Source organism: Brevibacterium sp. XM4083 (genome assembly GCF_006489205.2).
Lineage (GTDB): Bacteria > Actinomycetota > Actinomycetes > Actinomycetales > Brevibacteriaceae > Brevibacterium.
Map to the genome: position 1 here is coordinate 1175953 of NZ_VFYR02000001.1, position 21457 is coordinate 1197409.

18 protein-coding genes are annotated in these 21457 nt (G+C 69.8%); 13 read left to right on the top strand and 5 right to left on the bottom strand.

All coding sequences use genetic code 11. The features are described 5' to 3' along the window. Complete coding sequence (locus FJ887_RS05235; protein ID WP_181365621.1) at positions 1 to 408, bottom strand: hypothetical protein; 408 nt, start codon at positions 406 to 408, stop codon at positions 1 to 3. Positions 409 to 446: 38 nt separating this feature from the next. Further along, positions 447 to 797, bottom strand: a complete 351-nt coding sequence (locus FJ887_RS05240) for a hypothetical protein (RefSeq protein ID WP_137826071.1) — start codon at positions 795 to 797, stop codon at positions 447 to 449. A 138-nt stretch (positions 798 to 935) separates the two neighbouring features. On the opposite strand from FJ887_RS05240, the gene FJ887_RS05245 reads away from it, so the two are divergent. The 11 genes from FJ887_RS05245 to FJ887_RS05295 all read left to right on the top strand — a co-directional run bounded on the left by FJ887_RS05245 (position 936) and on the right by FJ887_RS05295 (position 16216). After that, positions 936 to 2165 carry a cysteine desulfurase family protein gene (locus tag FJ887_RS05245; RefSeq protein ID WP_181365594.1) on the top strand — a complete coding sequence of 410 codons (1230 nt, stop codon included), beginning with the start codon at positions 936 to 938 and terminating at the stop codon, positions 2163 to 2165. After that, positions 2162 to 3337 carry a tRNA 2-thiouridine(34) synthase MnmA gene (mnmA, locus tag FJ887_RS05250; protein ID WP_140954632.1) on the top strand — a complete coding sequence of 392 codons (1176 nt, stop codon included), beginning with the start codon at positions 2162 to 2164 and terminating at the stop codon, positions 3335 to 3337. The genes FJ887_RS05245 and mnmA overlap by 4 nt, the downstream gene beginning before the upstream one ends. A 69-nt stretch (positions 3338 to 3406) precedes the next feature. Further along, complete coding sequence (locus tag FJ887_RS05255) at positions 3407 to 5416, top strand: S9 family peptidase (RefSeq protein WP_140954630.1); 2010 nt, start codon at positions 3407 to 3409, stop codon at positions 5414 to 5416. Beyond that, positions 5373 to 6512 carry a uroporphyrinogen decarboxylase/cobalamine-independent methonine synthase family protein gene (locus FJ887_RS05260; RefSeq protein ID WP_140954628.1) on the top strand — a complete coding sequence of 380 codons (1140 nt, stop codon included), beginning with the start codon at positions 5373 to 5375 and terminating at the stop codon, positions 6510 to 6512. The genes FJ887_RS05255 and FJ887_RS05260 overlap by 44 nt, the downstream gene beginning before the upstream one ends. Next, positions 6513 to 8708, top strand: coding sequence for an NAD-dependent DNA ligase LigA (gene ligA / locus FJ887_RS05265; protein WP_502799902.1), 2196 nt, complete (start codon positions 6513 to 6515; stop codon positions 8706 to 8708). It begins immediately after the preceding gene. 62 nt (positions 8709 to 8770) lie between these two features. Beyond that, entirely contained in the window at positions 8771 to 9235 is a 465-nt protein-coding gene (locus FJ887_RS05270) for a hypothetical protein (protein ID WP_140954625.1), read from the top strand. 13 nt (positions 9236 to 9248) lie between these two features. Continuing rightward, positions 9249 to 11609 (top strand): molybdopterin-dependent oxidoreductase, encoded by a 2361-nt coding sequence (locus FJ887_RS05275; RefSeq protein WP_140954624.1) that lies wholly within the window; start codon positions 9249 to 9251, stop codon positions 11607 to 11609. Between the two features lie 106 nt (positions 11610 to 11715). Then, entirely contained in the window at positions 11716 to 12021 is a 306-nt protein-coding gene (gene gatC / locus FJ887_RS05280) for an Asp-tRNA(Asn)/Glu-tRNA(Gln) amidotransferase subunit GatC (protein WP_140954623.1), read from the top strand. After that, positions 12021 to 13520, top strand: coding sequence for an Asp-tRNA(Asn)/Glu-tRNA(Gln) amidotransferase subunit GatA (gatA, locus tag FJ887_RS05285; protein WP_140954622.1), 1500 nt, complete (start codon positions 12021 to 12023; stop codon positions 13518 to 13520). The genes gatC and gatA overlap by 1 nt, the downstream gene beginning before the upstream one ends. Beyond that, positions 13517 to 14998, top strand: a complete 1482-nt coding sequence (gatB, locus tag FJ887_RS05290) for an Asp-tRNA(Asn)/Glu-tRNA(Gln) amidotransferase subunit GatB (protein WP_137826080.1) — start codon at positions 13517 to 13519, stop codon at positions 14996 to 14998. Before gatA ends, gatB begins: the two co-directional genes overlap by 4 nt. Positions 14999 to 15157: 159 nt before the next feature. Further along, positions 15158 to 16216, top strand: coding sequence for a hypothetical protein (locus FJ887_RS05295; RefSeq protein ID WP_137826081.1), 1059 nt, complete (start codon positions 15158 to 15160; stop codon positions 16214 to 16216). 41 nt (positions 16217 to 16257) lie between these two features. On the opposite strand, the gene def is transcribed toward FJ887_RS05295, so the two are convergent. After that, positions 16258 to 16830, bottom strand: a complete 573-nt coding sequence (gene def / locus FJ887_RS05300; protein WP_140954621.1) for a peptide deformylase — start codon at positions 16828 to 16830, stop codon at positions 16258 to 16260. 423 nt (positions 16831 to 17253) lie between these two features. Between def and cysK the strand changes: the two genes are divergently transcribed. Together cysK and epsC are read left to right on the top strand one after the other, a co-directional pair. Next, positions 17254 to 18183 (top strand): cysteine synthase A, encoded by a 930-nt coding sequence (gene cysK, locus FJ887_RS05305; protein ID WP_137826083.1) that lies wholly within the window; start codon positions 17254 to 17256, stop codon positions 18181 to 18183. A 101-nt stretch (positions 18184 to 18284) separates the two neighbouring features. Beyond that, complete coding sequence (epsC, locus tag FJ887_RS05310) at positions 18285 to 18950, top strand: serine O-acetyltransferase EpsC (protein WP_140954620.1); 666 nt, start codon at positions 18285 to 18287, stop codon at positions 18948 to 18950. Positions 18951 to 18968: 18 nt separating this feature from the next. On the opposite strand, the gene FJ887_RS05315 is transcribed toward epsC, so the two are convergent. Together FJ887_RS05315 and FJ887_RS05320 are read right to left on the bottom strand one after the other, a co-directional pair. Continuing rightward, positions 18969 to 20054, bottom strand: a complete 1086-nt coding sequence (locus FJ887_RS05315) for a catalase family protein (RefSeq protein WP_140954618.1) — start codon at positions 20052 to 20054, stop codon at positions 18969 to 18971. A gap of 10 nt (positions 20055 to 20064) precedes the next feature. Beyond that, positions 20065 to 21456 (bottom strand): Dyp-type peroxidase, encoded by a 1392-nt coding sequence (locus FJ887_RS05320; RefSeq protein WP_250786159.1) that lies wholly within the window; start codon positions 21454 to 21456, stop codon positions 20065 to 20067. Position 21457 lies beyond the last annotated feature (1 nt).

Here is a 21457-nt window from a genome sequence, read left to right on the forward strand (position 1 = left end):
TCACGCCGGGTTCGTCTGCTCCTGGCGCACCCGCCGGCCCACCCGCAGCAGCCACCACAGGCCGATGAGGGGAAGCACGAGCGGGATGAAGCCGTAGCCTGAGCCGAAGTTCGACCACACCGAGGGCTTCGCGAAGTCCTCGGGATGCGTGAAGCTGAGGATGCCGACGATGATGACGCCGACGAACTCGGTCAGGCACGCGGCGATCGCGATGCGGTGCGTGACCCGGTTGCCGATGACGAAGCACACCGTCGCGAGGATGTAGATGGCGGCGGCGATGACCGAGAGCGTGTAGGCGACCGGGGCGACGTCGAATTCGCGGATGACCTGGTAGCCGGCCCGCGCGGTCGCCGACAGTGCGAAGATCCCGTAGACCGCGGTGAGGGCCCGACCGGGGCCCGAATGCATCGCCGAGTACGGTGAGCGCGGTGCCGTGGCACGTCTGTTCACAGCCAAATCTGGTCCATTCTCTCGATCATGATGATCACCGTCAGTCCGGCGGCGGCGAGCACGCCGGGACCCCACCTGCTCAGCTCCGCGAACGCCCAGAACCCGGCGAGCGCGATGACGAGGATCGCGGTGATGACATAGCCGAAGTAGAGGAGCGGGTCGACGCCGTCGGTGCCCCCGAAGGTCGCGATCGAGATGACGAGCTCGACGATGAGGAGGAGCAGCAGGAGCGCGGAGCAGCCGAGCAGCAGCGGGCCGGCAGGTCGATTGCGGATCGTCTCGACGATCGCCCACACGGTGAGCACGGCGGCGACGGCATAGAGCACGAGCGTGAAAACGGTGAACACCCGGACAAGTTTAGTCCGCAGGGCCCCGCGGCGAAGACCGCTCCGACCGGCGGAACCGGGTGAGATCGGGCACGGCGGCGGGTGAGATCGGGCACGGAACCTGGCCGGGGCCGGGCCCGAGCGCCTAAAATACTCGACGTGCCGATCTATCTTGACCATGCCGCGACTTCGCCGATGCCCCAGGCGGTGCTCGACGTCTACACGACCGAGCTGAGCCGCCGGGCCAATCCGTCGTCGCTGCACGCGGTCGGTCAGGCCGGCCGGATGCGGCTGGAGACGGCCCGCGACGACATCGCCCGGGCACTCGGGGCGACGAGCTCCTCCGAGGTCGTCTTCACCTCCGGCGGCACGGAGGCCGACAACCTCGCCGTCAAGGGCCTCTACCTCTCCCGCAACAACGGCAGCTTCGCCGAACCCTCCCGACCCCTCGTCCTCACCTCGGCGATCGAGCACCATGCGATCCTCGACTCCGTCGACTGGCTCGAGTCCCAGGGCGCGGAGATCGTCCTCCTCGACGTCGACGAGACCGGCCGGATCGACCTGCCCGCCGCCGAGGCGGCACTGCGGCGCGACCCCGACCGGACCGCGCTGCTGTCGGTCATGGCCGCGAACAACGAGATCGGCACGATCCAGCCGCTGGCCGAACTCGGGCGCCTCGCCCGCGACCTCGGCATCCCGTTCCACATCGACGCCGTCCAGGCGCTCGGACAGATCCCGCTCGACTTCGCCGAACTGGAAGCCACGGCGATGACGATCACCGCGCACAAGATCGGCGGTCCCGTCGGCATCGGCGCCCTCCTCCTCGACCGCGCCGCCTCGCCCACCCCGATCCTCCACGGCGGCGGTCAGGAGCGCAGCGTGCGCTCGGGCACCCTCGACGTCGCCGGCGCGGTCGCCTTCGCCGCGGCCGTCGACCTCGCGACCTCCGACCTCGATTCGCGGGCCGCGAAGTTCTCCGACCTCCGCGACCGCCTCATCGCCGGCGTCGAGGCGACGATCGAGGGCGCGAGACTGTCGGGCCCGCGCGGGACCGGCCGTCTGCCCGGCAACGCCCACTTCACGTTCGCCGGCTGCGAGGGCGACTCCCTGCTCTTCGGCCTCGACGCCCGCGGGATCGCGACGTCGACGGGATCGGCGTGCTCGGCCGGCGTCTCCCGCCCCTCCCATGTCCTCCTCGCCGCGGGCATGAGCGAGGACGTCGCCCGCTCCGCGCAGCGCTTCACCGTCGGCCACGACACCGCCGCCTCCGACATCGACGCGCTCCTCGAGGCGCTGCCCGCCGTCGTCGACCAGGCCCGCCGGGCCGGCATGGTCTCGGCAACGCCGCGCTGGCGGCAGACGGCACACGAGAGTCAGGAGAGCGCATGAAGGTCCTCGTCGCGATGTCCGGCGGAGTCGACTCCGCCGTCGCCGCCGCCCGCGCCGTCGACGCCGGCCATGAAGTCGTCGGCGTCCACCTCGCCCTGTCCCGGATGCCCGGCACCCTGCGCACCGGGTCGCGGGGCTGCTGCACGATCGAGGACTCCCGCGATGCCCACCGGGTGGCGGGCATGCTCGGCATCCCCTTCTACGTGTGGGACTTCTCCGAGCGGTTCAAGGAGGACATCGTCGATGACTTCATCGCCGAGTACGCCGCCGGCCGCACCCCGAATCCGTGCATGCGCTGCAACGAGCGCATCAAGTTCGCCGCCCTCCTCGATCGGGCGCTCGCCCTCGGCTTCGACCAGATCGCGACCGGGCACTACGCCGAGGTGGTCCGCGACGCCGACGGCCGCCCCGAGCTCCACCGCGGCGAGGACCTCGCAAAGGATCAGTCCTACGTCCTCGGCGTCCTCACCGGCGAGCAGCTCGAGCACTGCTACTTCCCGATCGGGGCGACCGCCTCGAAGGCCGAGGTCCGCGCCGAGGCGGCCGAGCGCGGCTTCTCGGTGGCGAACAAACCCGACTCCTACGACATCTGCTTCATCCCCGACGGCGACACGAAGGCCTGGCTGGCCGACAAGATCCCGATGCGCCCGGGTCTCATCAAGGACGCCGAAGGCGAAGTCCTCGGCGAGCACGACGGCGCGATGACCTTCACCATCGGCCAGCGCAAGGGACTCGGCATCGAGAAGCCCGCGGGCGACGGCAAGCCGCGCTTCGTCACCGGTCTCGACCCCGCCTCGAACACCGTGACCGTCGGCTCCCGCGCCGACCTCGGCGTCTCCCATCTCACCGGCATCCGCACCTCGTGGGCCGGGCCCGCGCCCGCCGACATCGGCACCTCACCGGAGACGGGGATCGATTGCGAGGTCCAGATCCGCGCCCACTCCGACCCCGTGCCCGCCCGGGCATGGCTCGGGGACGTCGTCACCGAGGCGCCCGACCACGAAGCCGCGGTGCCGGCGGCCCGGCCCGCCGGCCAGCTCCTCCACGTCGACGTCGCCGAGGAGCTCTCCGGCGTCGCCCCGGGACAGACGATGGTCGTCTACCGCGGCACCCGCGTCCTCGGTCAGGCCACGATCGACGTCACCGGCAGGGACCGCCTCGGCGCGCGGTGATGAGCACCGGTGATGAGCACCGGTGATGCGCACCGGTGACGGGCCCGCCGGGGGCGGTAGCCTGGGGGAATGAAGGAATCGCCCCAGGACGTCGTCACCGCGCCGTACGGCACGTGGTCCTCGCCGCTGAGCGCAGCGGAGGTCGCCACCGGGGCAGCCCCGATCTTCGAAGCCGCCTTCCGCGGTGAGCACGTCTACTATTCGGCGAAGTTCCCCACCGAGAACTCCCGGACAGGTCTGGTCCGCACCTCCCTGCCGCATCCGGGTTCGGGGGAGCGGATCCTGCCGGAGCCGTTCAACATCCGCTCGGCCGTCCACGAATACGGCGGCGGAGCATGGGCGCTCGACCCCGACAGCGAGATCGTCTACTTCGTCAACGCCGCCGATCAGCGCGTCTGGCAGCTCATCCCCGGCCGCTCGCCGCATGCGCTCACACCGGAGACCTCGGGTCTCATCCGCTACGGCGACCTCCACATGACCCCGTGGGGGCTGCTCTGCGTGCGCGAGGACTGCCGCTCGACGGTGCGGCGGCGCTCGATCGTGCTCATCACCCGCTTCGGGACGATGCGGGAGCTCGCGACGCAGGCGCACTTCATGGCCTGGCCGCGGATCTCCGCCGACGGCCGACTCCTCACGTTCATCGGGTGGGAGCACCCGCACATGCCGTGGGACGAGACGAGCCTGTGGGTCATCGACCTCGGCGCCGGGGGAGACCCGTCCGTCGCCGCAGTCCTCCACGGCGACGAGGTCGCCCTCCTCCAACCGGAGTTCAGCGGACCGGCGACGCTGCGGCTGTGCTCGGATCATCAGGGGCACTGGGCGCTCTACGAACTCGACCTCGGTGATGTGGTGGGCTCTGGGGCCGGTGCTGCGTCGTCGGCCGCCGAGGCGGTCGACCTCAGTCTGACCGACCTCCGTCCCGTCCTCGACACGGGAACCGAGATCGGCGGACCGCTGTGGCAGCTCGGGGCGCTGTGGCACCTCGGCGACGGTCACGAGGTGTGGGCGCACGCGCAGTCGGACATGGCCGCCCTCGTGCGGGCGCGCGACACCGCCGCCACCGTTGCCACCGCCACTCTCACCGGGGAGGCCACCGCCGCCTCGGCGCTCGTCGTCGAGGAGATCGCGACGCTCGGGAGCATCGAACTCCACGATCTCGGTCGCACTCACGTCCTGCTCACCGCGAAGTCCCCGGACTGCCCGGGCGCGCTCATCGCCGTCGACCGGGCGACCGGGACGTTCACGGAGATCGCAACGGAGCGCCTCGACGCTCACGCCGACTACTACGCGCACCCGCACACGACGGTCCTCGGCGGAGTCCCCGTCGTCCTCCACCCGCCCCACAATCCCCGCTTCATCGCCCTCGGCCGGGAGCGCCCGCCCTACGTCGTCATCGCCCACGGCGGACCGACCGGGCAGGCGACGGCGGACATGTCGGCGCGGATGAGCTTCTTCGCCTCCCGCGGCATCGGTGTCATGGAGGTCAACTACGGCGGGTCGACGGGCTTCGGCCGGGCCTGGCGCGAGCGCCTGCGCGGACAGTGGGGGATCGTCGACGTCGCCGACATCGTCGCAGCCGTTCAGGGCCTCATCGCTGCCGGTCTCGCCGACCCGCTGCGGATCGCGATCTCCGGCGGCTCGGCGGGAGGCTGGACGGCGCTGTCGGCGCTCATCAGCTCCGACGTCTTCGCGTGCGGCACCTCGTACTTCGGGGTCACCGACCTCATGCGGTTCGTCGTCGACACCCACGACTTCGAGAGGCACTACGTCGACGGTCTCGTCGGCCCCTGGCCCGAGGCGCAGGATGCGCTCTTCTCCCGTTCGCCGATCCACCGCACGAGCGACATCAGGGTGCCCGTGGCGATCATGCAGGGCGACCGCGACCCGATCGTCCCGCCCAATCAGGCGCAGGAGTTCGTCGACATGCTCCGGTTGGCCGGAGTGGAGTACATTTACCGTCTGTACAAGGGCGAATCCCACGGCTTCGTCCGCACCGAGACCATCATCGATTCCCTGGAAAGCGAGTTCGGATTCTATGTCGACGTCTTCGGAATCCCCCGCAGCCGCAGGCACCGCTGAGACGCAGTCCCTGACCCCGTCGGCGACGACGACGTCGGTGTGGATTCCCGGTGGGGACAGCCTCGGCGCCTCCGACTCGGGCGCCGCGCCCCGTCCCGGTGACGTCTCCCGGCGGGCCGCCTCGGCGGGCTTCGACATCCTCGCCTCAGGCCTGCCTCCCGTCCCGCTCATCGCCCACCCCTCCGGTGACCGGTGGGGCGCCGACGCGATCGGCCGGGCCGTCGGCCTGCTCACCGACCTCCACGTCGACCGCGCGTCCTATGGGTGGCGGCTGACGGCCGCGGCGGGACGGGACGAACGGCTCGAGACCTCCGGACTCGGCGAAGCCCTCGACGCCGTCGCCGAATACGGCGAGGGCTTCCCCGGTGCTGTGCAGGTCTCCCTGCCGGGACCCTGGACGCTCGTCACCGCGCTCAGCCTGCCGTCGGGAGGCCGCGTCCTCGGCGACGCCGGAGCGCGACGCGACGTCGTCCAGGCCTACGCCTTCGGCATCGCCGGCCTCACCGAGAGGCTGCGCAGGCTCGGGCTGCGCACCGTCATCCGCTTCGCCGAGATGCGGCTCGACCCCGTCCTCACCGGCACCTGGCCCACCGTCTCCGGCTTCGCGAGCCTGCCCGCGATCAGCGAGACCCAGGTGTTCGCGGCGCTGACCTCGACCTTCGGTCACCTGCCGCCGTCCCTGCTCAGCCTCCCCGACCTCGCGCCCCTGCGGCTGCGCGGCAAGGAGATCCCCGCCGCCGAGGTGGTCGCCTCCACCGGCGCCGGCGCCGTGTCCGTGCCGTTGGCTAGTCTGAGGGCAGCAGGGTGGGAGCAGCTGGCGATCCTCGCCGAGGCGGGAGTCGGCACGTGGATCCGCCTGCCCGCCGACGCCGGTTCCCAACCCGGTGACGTGCGGCAGTGGCTCGACCGCATCGCCGAACCGTGGCAGCGGGTCGGCATGGGTGCGGCGAGCCTCGCGGACTTCGGCGTGCTCACGGGAGAGGAGCTGCCGCTGGGGCACCCGCCGCTGCTCGCTCCGGCGGCGACGCCGGAGCGAGCCGATGAGCCGGCGATGCGGCTGGCGGCGGGACTGCGGCGAGCCCTGACGGAGGGATAGATGAGCCAGACACAGCGAGACGGAGACACGACCATGGACGACACCTTGGACCTGCAGGACGCCGCGGCCCGGGCGAAGGCTCACGCTGCACTCGCCGAGCAGATCGAGTCGCATCGCGCCGCTTACTACAAGGACGATTCGCCGCTCGTCTCCGACGCCGAATACGACGAGCTCTCCCGCCGACTCGAAGCGCTCGAGGAGAAGTACCCGGAGCTCGTCACCGACTCCTCGCCCACGCAGACCGTCGGCGGATCCGTCGACACCACGACGTTCTCCCCGGTCACGCACATCGGGCGCATGTACAGCCTTGACAACGTCTTCGACTTCGCCGAGCTGCGCGAGTGGTACGACCGGGTCAGCGGCGCGGTGAGCGCTGAGTCGAAGTTCCTCTGCGAACTCAAGATCGACGGACTCGCCGTCAACCTCCTCTACCGGGACGGCGAACTCGTCCGCGCCGCGACCCGCGGCGACGGGCGCATCGGCGAGGACATCACCGCGAACGTCCGGACGATCTCCGACATCCCGCAGCACCTCGATACGGAGTTCCCGCCCGCCGAGGTGGAGATCCGCGGCGAGGTGTTCTTCCCCATCGAGGCCTTCGCCGAACTCAACGCGCAGCTCGTCGCCGAGGGCAAACCCCCGTTCGCCAACCCCCGCAACTCCGCCGCCGGGTCGCTGCGGCAGAAGGACCCGGCGGTCACGGCGAGCCGTCCGCTCCACATGCTCGTCCACGGCATCGCCGCATGGGCACCCGCCGACGCCTCGCACCCGGAGCCGAAGGAGCAGTCGGAGGTCTACGAGCAGTTCCGCTCGTGGGGGCTGCCGATCAGCGAGTACTACAAGGTCCTCGAGGCCGTCGAGGAGATCGAGGAGTTCATCTCCTACTACGGTGAGCACCGCCACGACGTCTCCCACGAGATCGACGGCATCGTCGTCAAGATCGACGACTTCGCCGTCCAGGAGGCGCTCGGCTACACCTCACGGGCCCCGCGTTGGGCGACGGCGTTCAAGTACCCGCCCGAGGAGGTGACGACGAAGCTCCTCGACATCCAGGTGCAGGTGGGGCGCACCGGCCGCGTCACCCCGTTCGCGGTGATGGAACCCGTCACCGTCGCCGGCTCCACCGTCGAACGCGCGACGTTGCACAACGGATACGAGGTCAAGCGCAAGGGCGTGCTCATCGGCGACACCGTCACCCTGCGCAAGGCCGGAGACGTCATCCCCGAGGTGCTCGGCCCCGTCGTCGCCGCCCGCGACGGCTCCGAACGCGAATTCGTCATGCCCACCCACTGCCCGTCGTGCGGGACCCTCCTCGGCGAGCAGAAGGAGGGCGACAAGGACGTCCGCTGCCCGAACGCGCAGTCGTGCCCGGCGCAGGTGACCAACCGGATCTTCTACCTCGCTTCCCGGGCCGCCTTCGACATCGAAGCCCTCGGCGAGGAGGCCGCCCTCGCGCTCACCGCGCCCGCCGAACCCGCGACCCCGCCGCTGTCCTCGGAGGCCGGACTCTTCGACCTCACCCCCGACGATCTCGCGGACGTGAAGATCTGGCGGAACAAGCGCGTCAAGGGCGTCGAGACGGGGGAGCGGGAACTCGTCCCGTACTTCTACACCCGGGGGACGGCGAAGAAGCCGAGTGCCCCGAGCCAGAACACGAAGAAGCTCTTCGCCGAACTCGACAAGGCCCGCGACCAGGACCTGTGGCGGGTGCTCGTGGCGCTGTCGATCCGCCACGTCGGACCGACCGCCGCCCGGACCCTGGCCGCACACTTCCACTCCCTCGACGCCATCCGCGAGGCGAGCCTCGAGGAGCTCTCCGCCGTCGACGGGATCGGGGAGACGATCGCTGCGAGCATCCGCGACTGGTTCACCGTCGACTGGCACCTCGAGATCGTCGACCGGTGGCGTGCCGCCGGAGTCCGGATGGAGGACGAAGTCGGTGAGACCGCGCCACAGACCCTGGCCGGGCTGACGATCGTCGCCACCGGATCGCTGAGCACGTTCACCCGCGACGGCATCAAGGAGGCGATCCTCGCCGCCGGAGGCAAAGCAGCAAGCTCCGTGTCGAAGAAGACCGACTACGTCGTCGCCGGGGAGAACGCAGGATCGAAGCTCGAGAAGGCCGAATCGCTCGGGGTGCCCGTGCTCGACGAAGACGGCTTCCGGACGCTGTTGGCGACCGGGTCCCTTGCCTGAGACCAGGAACGTCTCAGGCGGAGCGGAGAATGAGGACAGAATGGTTTGGCAGAGTGGGAGCCATGAAGGCATTCCCCCGCTTGATCGCCGGCACCGCGGTCGCTCTGGCAGCAGTTCTCACCGCGGCACCTCTGGGAGCGGGTCTCGCCGACTTCGTCCTCAGCCCTGACCACCACACGAAGCGGAGCACCGCGACGGCCGGGGCTCCGCAGGAGCAGGGCGAACCGTGGGGCGGGGGACTGCCCGGCAGCGCCGAACGCGGTGAGGGACTCGAGAGACCCGACCCGCTCGCCCTCGCCCCGCGCACCACCGACGCCACCGTCACGGCCGCGACGTCACCGAACCTCACACTCGCTGCCGGGGCGGGAGGCGAATCGGTCGAAGCGCGGATCACCGAACTCGCCGCCGACCTCCAGGCAGGGGTGCGCTCCGGCGAATTCACCCAGGCCGACGCCGACCGCGTCCTCGGCGACATGGCGGGCTACATCCGCGGTGAGCGAACCTGGCCGGAGCGCGTGAGCGTGTGATAGAGAGGACCCCATGAGCACTGTTCCGCACAGTTCGCACTGGGGGTCCTTCACCGCAGTCGTCGACGACGACACCCTCATCGAGGCGGTTCCGCCCGCCACCGATGCCCGCCCGAGCCGACTCATCCACGACTTCGCCGACTCCGTCGACTCCGACCTGCGCGTGCGCCGACCCGCCGTGCGACGCTCGTGGCTGATGGCCGTGCGCGCCGAACGCCGCGGCGCGACGGGATCGGCGCCGGACGCCTCCGCCCACCGCACCGATGAGCGCAGAACCGATCTGCGCGGCGCCGAGCCCTTCGTCGAGATCGACTGGGACGAGGCCCTCGACCTCGACGCCGGGGAACTGGAGCGGGTGCGCAGCGAGCACGGGAATGCGGCGATCTTCGGCGGGTCCTACGGCTGGGCGAGCGCCGGACGATTCCACCACGCCCGCACCCAGCTCCACCGGTTTCTCAACGCCTTCGGCGGACACACCTCGCAGGTCGGCAACTACAGCTTCGGGGCGGCGGCGATGATCCTCCCGCACGTCCTCGGGCCCGCCCAGTTCGCCAACGGTCGGCTCAGCAGCTGGGACGTCGTCTCCGAGCACACCCGGCTGTGGGTGATGTTCGGCGGGATCGCGCTGAAGAACACTCAGCTCGAATCCGGGGGCCTCTCCGACCACCCGATCCCCGACCGGCTGCGGACCACCCACGACAACGGCTGCCGGTTCGTCTCCGTCTCCCCGCTCAGGGACGACGCCCCCGATTTCCTCGACCCGCAGTGGCTGCCGGTGCGACCGAACACGGACACCGCGCTCATGCTCGGACTCGCCCACACGCTGCTCACGGAGAACCTCCACGACGAGGAGTTCCTCATCACCCACTGCGTCGGGTGGGAGCGCTTCGGCCCCTACCTCCTCGGCGACAGCGACGGCATCGCCAAGGACGCCGACTGGGCGGCCGAGATCACCCGGATCCCCGCGGAGACGATCCGCGAACTGGCGCGTGAGATGGCGGGCACGACGACGATGATCTCCGTCGCCTGGTCGCTGCAGCGCGCCGACCACGGGGAGCAGCCGTACTGGGCGGCGCTCGCGCTCGCGGCGATGCTCGGGCAGATCGGCCTGCCCGGAGCGGGGTTCGGTTTCGGGTACGGGGCCGCCGGCACGATGGGCAACTGGCAGTACCCGTTCCCCGCGCCGCGCCTGCCCGTCGGGGAGAACCCGGTGACGGCGCCGATCCCGGCCGCCCGCATCGCCGACATGCTCCTCCACCCCGGGGAGGACTACGAGTTCAACGGCGAGGTGAGGACGTATCCCGACACCCGTCTCGTCTACTGGGCGGGCGGGAACCCCTTCCACCACCATCAGGACCTCAACCGGCTGCGCCGCGGGTGGCAGCGGCCGGAGACGATCGTCGTCCACGAACCCTTCTGGACGGCCACGGCCCGGCAGGCCGACATCGTCCTGCCCGCGACGACGACCCTTGAGCGCAACGACCTCGGCGCCGCCTCGGGGGACAAGCGCATCGTCGCCATGCACCGGGCGCTCAGTCCCCGCCACGCCGCCCGCGCCGACTGGGACATCTTCTCAGCGCTCGCGGCCCGGGTCGGCACGCACGAGTCCTTCACCGCGGGCCGGAGCGAGATGGAGTGGATCGAACACCTCTACACGCGCACCCGGCAGGCCGCCGCCGCCCATGACATCGCGCTGCCCGACTTCGCCACGTTCTGGGCGGACGGGGGAGTCGACGTCCCGCAGGGCAGCACGGTGCTGCTCGGGGACTTCCGCGCCGATCCCGCAGGCCATCCGCTGTCGACCCCGTCGGGACGGATCGAGCTCTTCTCCGAGACCATCGACGCCTTCGGCTACGACGACTGCCCCGGACACCCCGCGTGGCTGCCCCCGACCGAATGGCTCGGCGCCGCCGACGCCCCGGCCGGGTCGCTCCATCTCGTGTCGAACCAGCCGGGGCAGCGCCTCCACAGCCAGCTCGACACGGGTGAGACGAGCCAGGCGGCGAAGATCGCCGGACGCGAACCCTGCCGCCTCAACCCCGCCGACGCCGCGGCCCGCGGCATCGCCGACGGCGACGTCGTCCGCATCGTCAACTCCCGGGGCGCGTGCCTGGCCGGGGTCGAACTGAGCGAGGACATCAGCCCCGGCGTCGTCCAGCTCTCCGCCGGGGCTTGGTACGAGGCCGCGGACCCGACCGACCCCGCCTCGCTCGAGATCCACGGCAACCCCAATGTCCTCACCGCCGATCATGGCACGTCCCGCCTCGCGCAGGGACCCGCGGCGCTGTCGACGCTCGTGCGGGTCGAACCGGTCGATGCCGCCGGCCTGCCGCCGGTGACGGTGACGAGTCGTCCGCCGGTCTTCGCGGAGTGAGCACGCCCGCCTCGGCGAGGGATGGGTCACGGTCACAGCGTGCCGGTGCGCGCAGGTCGAGACATTAGACTGGAGCGCAGTGTTGAACGACGATGAAAGGCAGGGAATGACGGAGTCCTCCGCAATCACCCCCGAACAGGTGGCGCACTTGGCGTCGCTGTCGCGGATCGCCATGAGCGAAGACGAACTGGCCGCACTCGCCGGCGGTCTCTCGACGATCCTGGAGAACGTCGCGCGGGTCAACGAGGTCGTCGGTGACGACGTTCCGGCCACGAGCCACCCGATCGCCCTGTCGAACGTGCTCCGTCCCGACGAGGTCGGCGCGACCCTGACGAGCGAGCAGGCGCTCGCCGCCGCTCCGGCCGCAGCCGACGACAAGTTCCTCGTCCCCCAGATCCTCGGGGAGGAATGATGAGCGAATTCATTGCCAAGAGCGCCCTCGAACTCGCCGCAGGACTGACATCCGGCGAGTTCTCCTCCGTTGAGGTCACCCAGGCCCACCTCGACCGCATCCGCGACACCGAGGAGGACTTCGGCTCCTTCATCACCGTCACCGACGACCTCGCCCTGGCGACGGCGAAGGACGTCGACGACCGGCGCAGCCGCGGTGAGGACCTCCATGCGCTGGCCGGTGTGCCCGTCGCCCTCAAGGACCTCGTCGTCACCGAGGGCGTGCGCACGACCGCGGCCTCGAAGATCCTCGAGAACTGGGTTCCCCCGTACGAATCGACCGTCCATCTCAAGGTCAAGGCCGCGGGTCTGCCGGTCCTCGGCAAGACGAACCTCGACGAGTTCGCGATGGGATCGACGACCGAGCACTCGGCCTTCGGCACGACCCGCAACCCGTGGAACCTCGAGCACGTTCCCGGCGGCTCCTCGGGCGGTGCGGCCGCCGCGCTCGCCGGCTTCCAGGCCCCGCTGTCGGTGGGCACCGACACCGGCGGCTCGGTGCGCCAGCCCGCGGCCTTCACCGGCACGGTCGGCGTCAAGCCCACCTACGGGTCGATCTCGCGCTACGGCATCATCGCGATGGCCTCGAGCCTCGACCAGGTCGGCCCGATGGGCCGCAGCGTCGCCGATGCCGCGGCTCTGCACATGCTGCTCGCCGGACACGACCCGCTCGATTCGACCTCCCTGCCCGACCCGGTCGACGACTTCGTCGCGCTCGCGCAGAACGGAACGCTCAAGGGCAAGAAGCTCGGCGTCATCAAGCAGCTCATCGGCGAGGGCTACGATGCCGGGGTCCGCGACGCGTTCACCGCAGTCCTCGACGTCGCCGCGGCCGCGGGGGCGGAGATCATCGAGGTCGATGTGCCTTCGATCTCCTACGCCCTCGACGCGTACTACCTCATCATGCCCTCCGAGGTGTCCTCGAACCTCGCCCGCTACGACGGCATGCGCTACGGTCTGCGCGTCGAACCGACCGAGGGGCCGGTGACCGCCGAGACCGTCATGGCCGCGACCCGCGCTGCCGGCTTCGGTGCGGAGGTCAAGCGCCGCATCATCCTCGGCACGTACGCGCTCTCGGCCGGATACTACGACGCCTACTACGGGTCGGCGCAGAAGATCCGCACCCTCGTGCAGCGGGACTTCGCGAAGGCCTTCGAAACCGTCGACGTCCTCGTCTCCCCGACGGCCCCGACGACGGCTCTGAAGTTCGGGGCGGAGTCCGCCTCCGACCCGATGGCCCTCTACCTCGGCGACGTCGCGACCCTGCCGGCGAATCTCGCCGGCATCCCGGGCCTCTCGCTGCCCGCCGGCCTCGCCGATGGCCTGCCCGTCGGCTTCCAGGTGCTCGCTCCAGCGCGTGAGGACCGGCGGATGTACGCCGTCGCCGGCCCCCTCGAGGCCGCTCTCGAAGCCGCCGGATCCCGTGTCCTCGACACCCTTGCGGAAGGACTGACCAAGTGAAGTACGAAGAGGCGATCACCAAGTACGATCCGGTCATCGGCATCGAGGTCCACGTCGAGCTCGGCACGGCGACGAAGATGTTCGACGCGGCCCCGAACACCTTCGGCGGCGGACCGAACTCGAACATCACCCCGACCTCGCTCGGTCTGCCCGGCTCCCTGCCCGTCGTCAACGCCAAGGGCGTCGAGTACGCGATCAGGATCGGTCTGGCGCTCGGCTGCGAGATCGCCGAGTCCTGCCGCTTCGCCCGGAAGAACTACTTCTACCCGGACGTGCCCAAGGACTTCCAGACGAGCCAGTCCGATGAGCCCATCGCCTCCGAGGGCCAGGTCGAGGTCGAACTCGAGGACGGCACCCAGTTCACGATCCCCGTTGAACGCGCCCACATGGAGGAGGACGCGGGCAAGAACACGCACGTGGGTGGGGCGACCGGCCGCATCCACGGAGCCGACCACTCGCTCGTCGACTACAACCGGGCCGGGGTGCCCCTCGTCGAGATCGTCACCCACCCGATCACGGGGACGGGGGAGCGGGCCGCCGAGGTGGCCGCCGCCTATGTCCGGACCCTGCGCGACATCTTCCGCGCCCTCGGCGTCTCCGAGGCGCGGATGGAGCAGGGCAACGTCCGCGCCGATGTCAACGTCTCGCTGCGGGAGAGCCCCGAGGCACCGCTGGGCACCCGCACGGAGACGAAGAACGTCAACTCGTTCCGCTCGATCGAACGCGCCGTGCGCTACGAGATCGCCCGCCAGGCCACCGTCCTCGACGCCGGTGAGAAGGTCGTCCAGGAGACCCGCCACTTCCATGAGGACACCGGTGAGACGACCTCGGGCCGCCTGAAGTCCGACGCCGACGACTACCGGTACTTCCCGGAGCCGGACCTCGTCCCGCTCGTGCCCTCCCGCGACTGGGTCGCCGAGATCAAGGAGTCGCTGCCCGAGCTGCCCGCCCAGAAGCGCCGCCGACTGACCGCCGAATGGGGCTTCTCCGACCTCGAGATGCGCGACATCGTCAACGCCGGTCTCCTCGAGGCCATCGAGGACACCGTCACCGCCGGGGCGCCCGCCGCTGCCGCGCGCAAATGGTGGACCGGTGAGGTCGCGAGGCTCGCCAACCAGCGGGAGATCCACCCGACCGAGCTCGTCACCCCGGCCCAGGTCGCCGATCTCACGGCCCTGCTCGCCGACGGCAAGCTCAACGACCGGCTGGCGAAGGAGGTCCTCGCCGGAGTCGCCGACGGAGAGGGCGACCCCGCCGAGGTGATGGCTGCCCGCGGTCTCGAGATCGTCGAGGACACCGGTGCGCTCGAGGCCGCCGTCGACGAGGCGATCGCCGGCAACCCCGACGTCGTCGAGAAGATCAGGGGCGGGAAGATGCAGGCCATCGGCGCGCTCATGGGGCCGATCATGAAGGCCACCCGCGGTCAGGCCGACGCCGGCAAGGCCAAGGAGCTCATCCTCGCGAAGATCAACGGCTGACGCCCAGCCGGACTCAGCGTTGATCCAGCCACACCCTCTAGACTTCTGAGCAATGGGGACCCCGGGGGTTCCCTCAGAGAGTCGGAGGGTGTGGCTGTTCGCATTCTCCCCGGAGCGCGCGTCGGCGGCCGAGCCGGCTCGCCCCTGCTGAGCGTGGAGGTGGACGCAGTGGCACATGCGTGGAAGTCGCTGTGGAAGGACGAATGCGGCAGAACCGTGCCGATCTACCGGGTGCTGGTGCCCGACAGCGTGAACGAGGAGATCCTCGCCGCCTGGAAGGCCCGCGGCTACCGGTACACGGCCGGAGCCCCGAGCGCGATCATGCTCACCGGCGCGATGCGCCGGAACTTCTTCCGCACCTCCGCGGTGTTCAAGGGCGGGACCGCCACCGGTGCCGCCGTGACCACGGGCTTCGCCGCTCCCGGCGGCCTTGCGCTGCTCGCGGGGTACCTCGATGCCGCCCTGACCTTCGGCGTCCTCGGTGGGGCGACCGCCGTGGGCACCGGTGTCTTCGCCGCCGTGACGGGACCGAAGTACCTGCGCGATCCCCGCCGCCTCAACCGCCGCAACCGGCAGCGCGCGGCACACGCGGAGTGGCTGACACCGGCGAGCCTCGGCTTCCAGCCCGGCCGGAAGGAGGGACGCGACACCGATGAGCAGCGTCTCTTCCATCTCGCCGTCACCATCGCCCGCAAGATCGTGCGCACTCGCGCCTGGACGCATCCGATCCTCACCGACCACGTCTCCCGCGTCGACCTCGACCACGCTGTGGCGTCGATCGGTGTGCGGCTGCGCGAACTCGTCCGCCTCCGCGAGGAGATCGAGAGCATCAAGGACGCGGGCACGGCGAAGACCGTCGATGCGTACCTGACGAAGCTCGCGGTCGCGTTCACCTCGATGGCCAATCGCGTCGTGTCGATGCACGACTACTATCTGCGGCTGCTCGAGCTCGACCAGCAGCTCGTGCTGCTCCACAACTCCGAGCGCTCGCGGGAGCTCGGCGACCGGGTCCTCGACGTCCTCTCCCGCACCGCCGCCGACGATTCCGCCGACTGGCAGTTCCGGGAGCTGCGCATCGACGCGGACTCCCAGGCCGAGGTCATCTCCGGTCTCCTCACCGAGCTCGAGGAGACTGCCGACACCTTCGACGACTTCGACACCCGGCTGGCCGCGGCGCAGAAGTCACTCGAGACCGGAGACGGCGCGCCCGCTCAGTGAGCGCGTTGCTCAGTGGCCTGGTGCCTCGGTGACCTGATCGCTCAGTGGCCGAACGGATCCGGGTCGACGCCCGGCATCCAGGACATTCCCGGTTCGCCGTAGCCGGCGGCGGCCTGCTCCTTCTTCCACTTCTTCGCCCAGCGCTTGTCGAGCCTGTCGACGTAGAGGGTGCCCTGGAGGTGGTCGAACTCGTGTTGCATGACGCGGGCGAACCAGCCCTCGGCGCTCAGCGAGACGGGCTCGCCCGCCTCGTCGACGCCGGTGACCGTGACCCGGTCGGCGCGCTTGAGCGGGTAGACGAGGCTCGGCACCGACAGGCATCCTTCGGTGTCCTCGCCGGGATCGGGGCGACCGTCGGGCACCCGGGAGGCGACGAGTCGGGGATTGACGAAGGTCCCGCGGCGGCGCACCCCGGCGTCATCCTCGGCGTGGTAGACGAAGATCCGCAGACCCACGCCGATCTGCGGCGCGGCGAGACCGACTCCGTTGCTCGCATCGAGGGTCTCGTGCATGTCGGCGACGAGAGTCCGGAGGGCGTCATCGAACTCCGTGACGGGGTCGGCAGGGCGGTGGAGCACGGGTTCGCCGTAGATGACGATGGGATGAACGGTCATGGTCTCCATCGTATCGAGCCGCAGGCAGGGCAGGGGCCCGCTGCGGACGAGAGCTTCGTCATCCGCAGACCCGCCGAATTGTCTCAGAATTCGCGCTGAGGTCGCCTGTGTGCGGCAGCGCTCGGTCAACGGGCGAAGCGCCTGAGCGCGCCCACTGCGCCTGTAATTGCTCAGCGGTTATCGTCACCACTCCGAGCTTCGGAGCAACCAGGCACGTACGAACGCGCACGGTGCCAGGTCATTCATTCCGTGCGTCGGAATGTGACGCAGGATTTCGCCCCCAGCGAACACTGATTGTTGAGCAACCTGTGAGGAGGCGATCGTCGGGACCGCGTGGTTAAGATGGGCGTGTGACGTCTCGTTCCACGAGATGACAGCCGCAGCCGAGGCTCGACTGCCCACGGACATCTGGAAGGACATGACTTGACCATCTACAGCAACGTCTCCGAACTCGTCGGTCGCACCCCGCTCATCCGCCTCAATCAGGCCAGCGAGCGCACCGGGGCCGAGATCATCGCGAAGCTCGAATCCTACAATCCGGCGAACTCGGTCAAGGACCGCATCGGCGTGGCGATGATCGACGCCGCCGAGGCGTCCGGTCAGCTCCAGCCCGGCGGCACGATCGTCGAAGCGACCTCGGGCAACACCGGCATCGCCCTGGCCATGGTCGGGGCCTCCCGCGGCTACAAGGTCGTCCTCACGATGCCCGAGTCGATGTCGAAGGAGCGCCGCGCGTTGCTGCGGGCCTTCGGCGCCGAACTCGTCCTCACCGACAAGGCCCTGGGTATGAAGGGCGCGGTCGAGAAGGCCGAGGAGATCGCCGCCGACGGCGCGGTGCTCGTACGTCAGTTCGAGAACGAGGCGAACGCCGCCATCCACAAGGCGACGACCGGCCCTGAGATCCTCGCCGACACCGATGGCGACATCGACGTCTTCGTCTCCGGAATCGGCACCGGCGGTACGATCTCCGGTGCGGGAGCCGCCCTGCGCGAGGCGAAGCCCGACGTCCGGATCGTCGCCGTCGAGCCCTCGGCGTCGCCGCTGCTCACCGAGGGCAAGGCCGGTCCGCACACGATCCAGGGCATCGGTGCGAACTTCGTCCCGGCGATCCTCGACACCGAGATCTACGACGAGGTCATCGACATCGACAACGACGCCGCCTTCGATCGGGCCCGTGAGCTCGCGAAGGAGGAGGGCCTGCTCGTCGGCATCTCCTCCGGTGCCGCGCTCGTCGCCGCCGAACAGGTCGCCTCGCGGCCGGAGTTCGCCGGCAAGCGCATCGTCGTCATCCTCCCGGACTTCGGCGAGCGCTACCTCTCGACGCCGCTCTTCTCCCAGTACCTCGACGACTGAGGGAACCGACGGCACGGGATCGCTCAAGGGGCGTCGGTCACCGGCGCCCCTTGAGCACTCTGTGAGGGGAAGAGAAGCACGCGGGATGAGGAGATGAGGACATGAAGGCACTGTGGGCGGCGGCGGCCGCCGCGGCGGGTGCGGCGGCATACGGTCTGACGAGGCCGGGGGTCCGGGCCGCGCTGCGGGAGGACCTCGATACCGTCAAGCGCCGCGACCCGGCGGCCTCGAGTGATCTCGTCTCGATCCTCTCCTATCCGGGCCTCCATGCGATCTGGGCGCACAGGGGGCTGCACCGGATGTGGCAGCACGATGAGCTCAAGGTCCCCGCGCGACTCCTGTCCCAAGCGGTACGGGCGCTGACTGGAGTCGAGATCCACCCCGGTGCGACGATCGGCAGGCGCTTCTTCATCGACCATGCCAACGGCGTCGTCATCGGCGAGACCTCGGACATCGGCGACGACGTCATGCTCTACCACCAGGTCACCCTCGGCGGCACGTCGATGGAGAAGACGAAGCGGCACCCCACGATCGGCAACCACGTCCTCGTCGGCGCCGGTGCGAAGATCCTCGGACCCGTCGTCGTCGGCGACAACTCTTCAGTCGGGGCCAATGCCGTCGTCGTCAAGGATGTGCCCGCCGAATCGAGCGCGGTCGGCATCCCCGCCACGGTCCGCCCCAAGCGCACCGGTGCCGCTCCGACCCCGGAGCCGCAGGAGACGGCGGACGCCGACTTCGAGCTCTTCGACCCCGCGATCTGGATCTGACCCGACCAGCACCTCAGCTCAGTCGGGCAGTTCCGAGATGTCCCGCGGCTCATGGGCTGCGACTTGGTTGTATCCATGTCGGAAGTGTGAGGACGAGGGATACGCGCGGGCCCGTGAGCGCATGATGGCTCCGAGCGGGCGATGCGCAGCCAGCGCGTGCCAGGGGCTGAATGAGAGTGTGTCGTCAGCGTAGATGCGGCGGGCATCGCTGTATGTCTCCTGCGCAGGCAGATGCAAGGTGGCGACGGAGACGTGCGGTGACTTCGCCTCGTTCCAGGTGACCGATGCGTCCTCGATGGGCATCTCGGCCGGATCGGTGCACAGCTGCGCGCGGATATCGTACTCGCCGGCGTTGTGGGCGAAGTAGTCCGCCACCACCTGCTGGAGTGCGGACTCACCCTTGGGGATCGCGGCTCCGGTGCGGGCTCGCAGCGCCGGGGTGCGCGGAGCAGCGCTGATCTTCGCGACGTAGTCCCCGTGACGCAGCGCCGCGAGCGAGTTGAATGTCTCACCGAGGATGTCGTTGTTGCTCGCAGTGGCCACCTCGACGGGAACCGGCAGCGGGCGTCGGGCCGCGGTGAGGACCGCAGCAACCGCCTTCGCCGCTCGGGTCGAGGAGCGGATCTCGGAGTCGGTCTGACCCGGCTGGGCTTCGAGAACCTTCTGGAACTCCAAATACTTCTCGAGCGTCCCGAACGGCAGTCTTTCGTCGTTGACGAGGAGGAAGTCCTGTGTGATCGCGCCGTCGTCGACGGCGCGCTCGCCTGGCACTCCGATCACTTTGACGGCCATGCCGCGGTGGGTGTTCAACTCGTCCGAGCGCAGGTCGCCCGGAGCCGTGCTCAAGCGGACGATCACCGGATAAGTCGCCGGTTCGGCGAACAGACCCTGCCGGTAGGGTGCGGGGGCATCGGCATGGATGCGGAGTTCTCCGGCGAGGATGCCGTGACTCTTCGCATGGGCATCGCGGAGGCCGTGTCTGTGCTTCTCGGCGACGGCCTGGTTGGCGCGGCCCATCGAGGCGAGGATCGTGGCGATGATCTCGTCTTCGTTCTCGGCCGGCTGTTCCAGGTCGTCTCGGTAGCGGGTGAAGGTCGTTGTCACGTCAGTCCTTTCAGAGGTCGCCCAGCCACTTGAGTGCCGTGAGGCTGGGCATGAAGAAGTACTCCCCGCCGTCGAGCGTGTTGAACGTCTCGATTCCGGAGATGCGCCGAGGCGGGGTGCCGGGCACGGTGAAGTAGGCGTTGTCGTCCTGAACGCCGAGCAGTGGATCCTTCTCCGTTCCCCGGCCGATGAAGTTGCCGGAATTGATCCATTCGCTCTGCAGGAACTCGACGGTGTCGATCGCACGGGCGCTGATGGCGATGAAGTCGAGACCGCGCGGTCGGCCGTCGTCGCGCAGCGAATCGCCCAGCGGCTCTCCGTAGGTGGTGGATCGACGGATGATGCGGCGGATGTTGACGTCGCTGAGCACCTTCAACTGCGTGTCGCGAGGATTCATCCGTCGGATGTGCGACCCGACCGGAGTGCGCAGTCCCAACGCATCGCCGCTGTAGCGGAAGTCGTTGTTACGTGAGTCGTCGGCTCCGAGCTCGGGGTCGTCGTGATCGGGGGCGAGTTCGAGGGGTGCGCCGCTGCGCCAGCGGCCCACGAGCTTCGCGGCGAGGAGCTCACGCCCCTCCTCCGTGTCGGCGCCGCGGTGGAGGTAGCGGTTGAACGCGTCGACATGGGAGTGGTACTTGCGGAAGACGAGGTAGGTGCCGTTCCGGCCGAGCGAATCCGGCGCTGGAGAGTCCAATACGTGGCCACCCTCTGAGGGATAGCCGAGGATGAACTCTCCGGGTCGGATCGCACGCCCGTCCCCGGGCCATCCCTCCACGCCGCTGCCTTCGACGACGGGCTGCGTGAAGCCGTCCTTGAAGCCGAACGCGTTGCGGGAGTCTGGCTGTGCCCCGAAGTCCTGCCGCAGCAGGACGCGGAGACCGGTGAGCATGGACAGCTGCTCTTCGTAGCCGGTCAGTTCCCTGCGCCAGGCCTCCTCCGAGTCCGCGTACACGCTGACCATGAGGTGCACGCGCCCGGTGCCGAAAGGTGACTGCCATCGCGACGGGTCGTTCGGCCCGTGGTCACGGAGTCTGTCCGCTCGTGCCGCCATGCCCTCGCGGAAGGCCCGGGGAAAGGACTCCAGTGAGGAGCGCGGCACCTCGAGCGCCTCGAGCCCGGGATACGTCAGCGCTGCCGCGGTCCACGCGGGACGCGGTTCCCGCCAGTCGGCAGCCGACGTCACTCGGGTGAGCAGCTTGCGCACGGCTTCACGTCCGCCGGCGGGATCGGTGATCTCGACGAAGGCGTGGCTGCCGTAGTACGGCGCCGGACGTGGGCGGAGGATGAGCGCCTGGATGTCGTCGAGGTCGAGGGTCGGGGGCACGAGCCGGCGGAACAGCCCCCGGAGCGGACCCTTGGGTGGGGGTGGGATACCCGGACCACCCTTGCGCAGTGCAGCCATG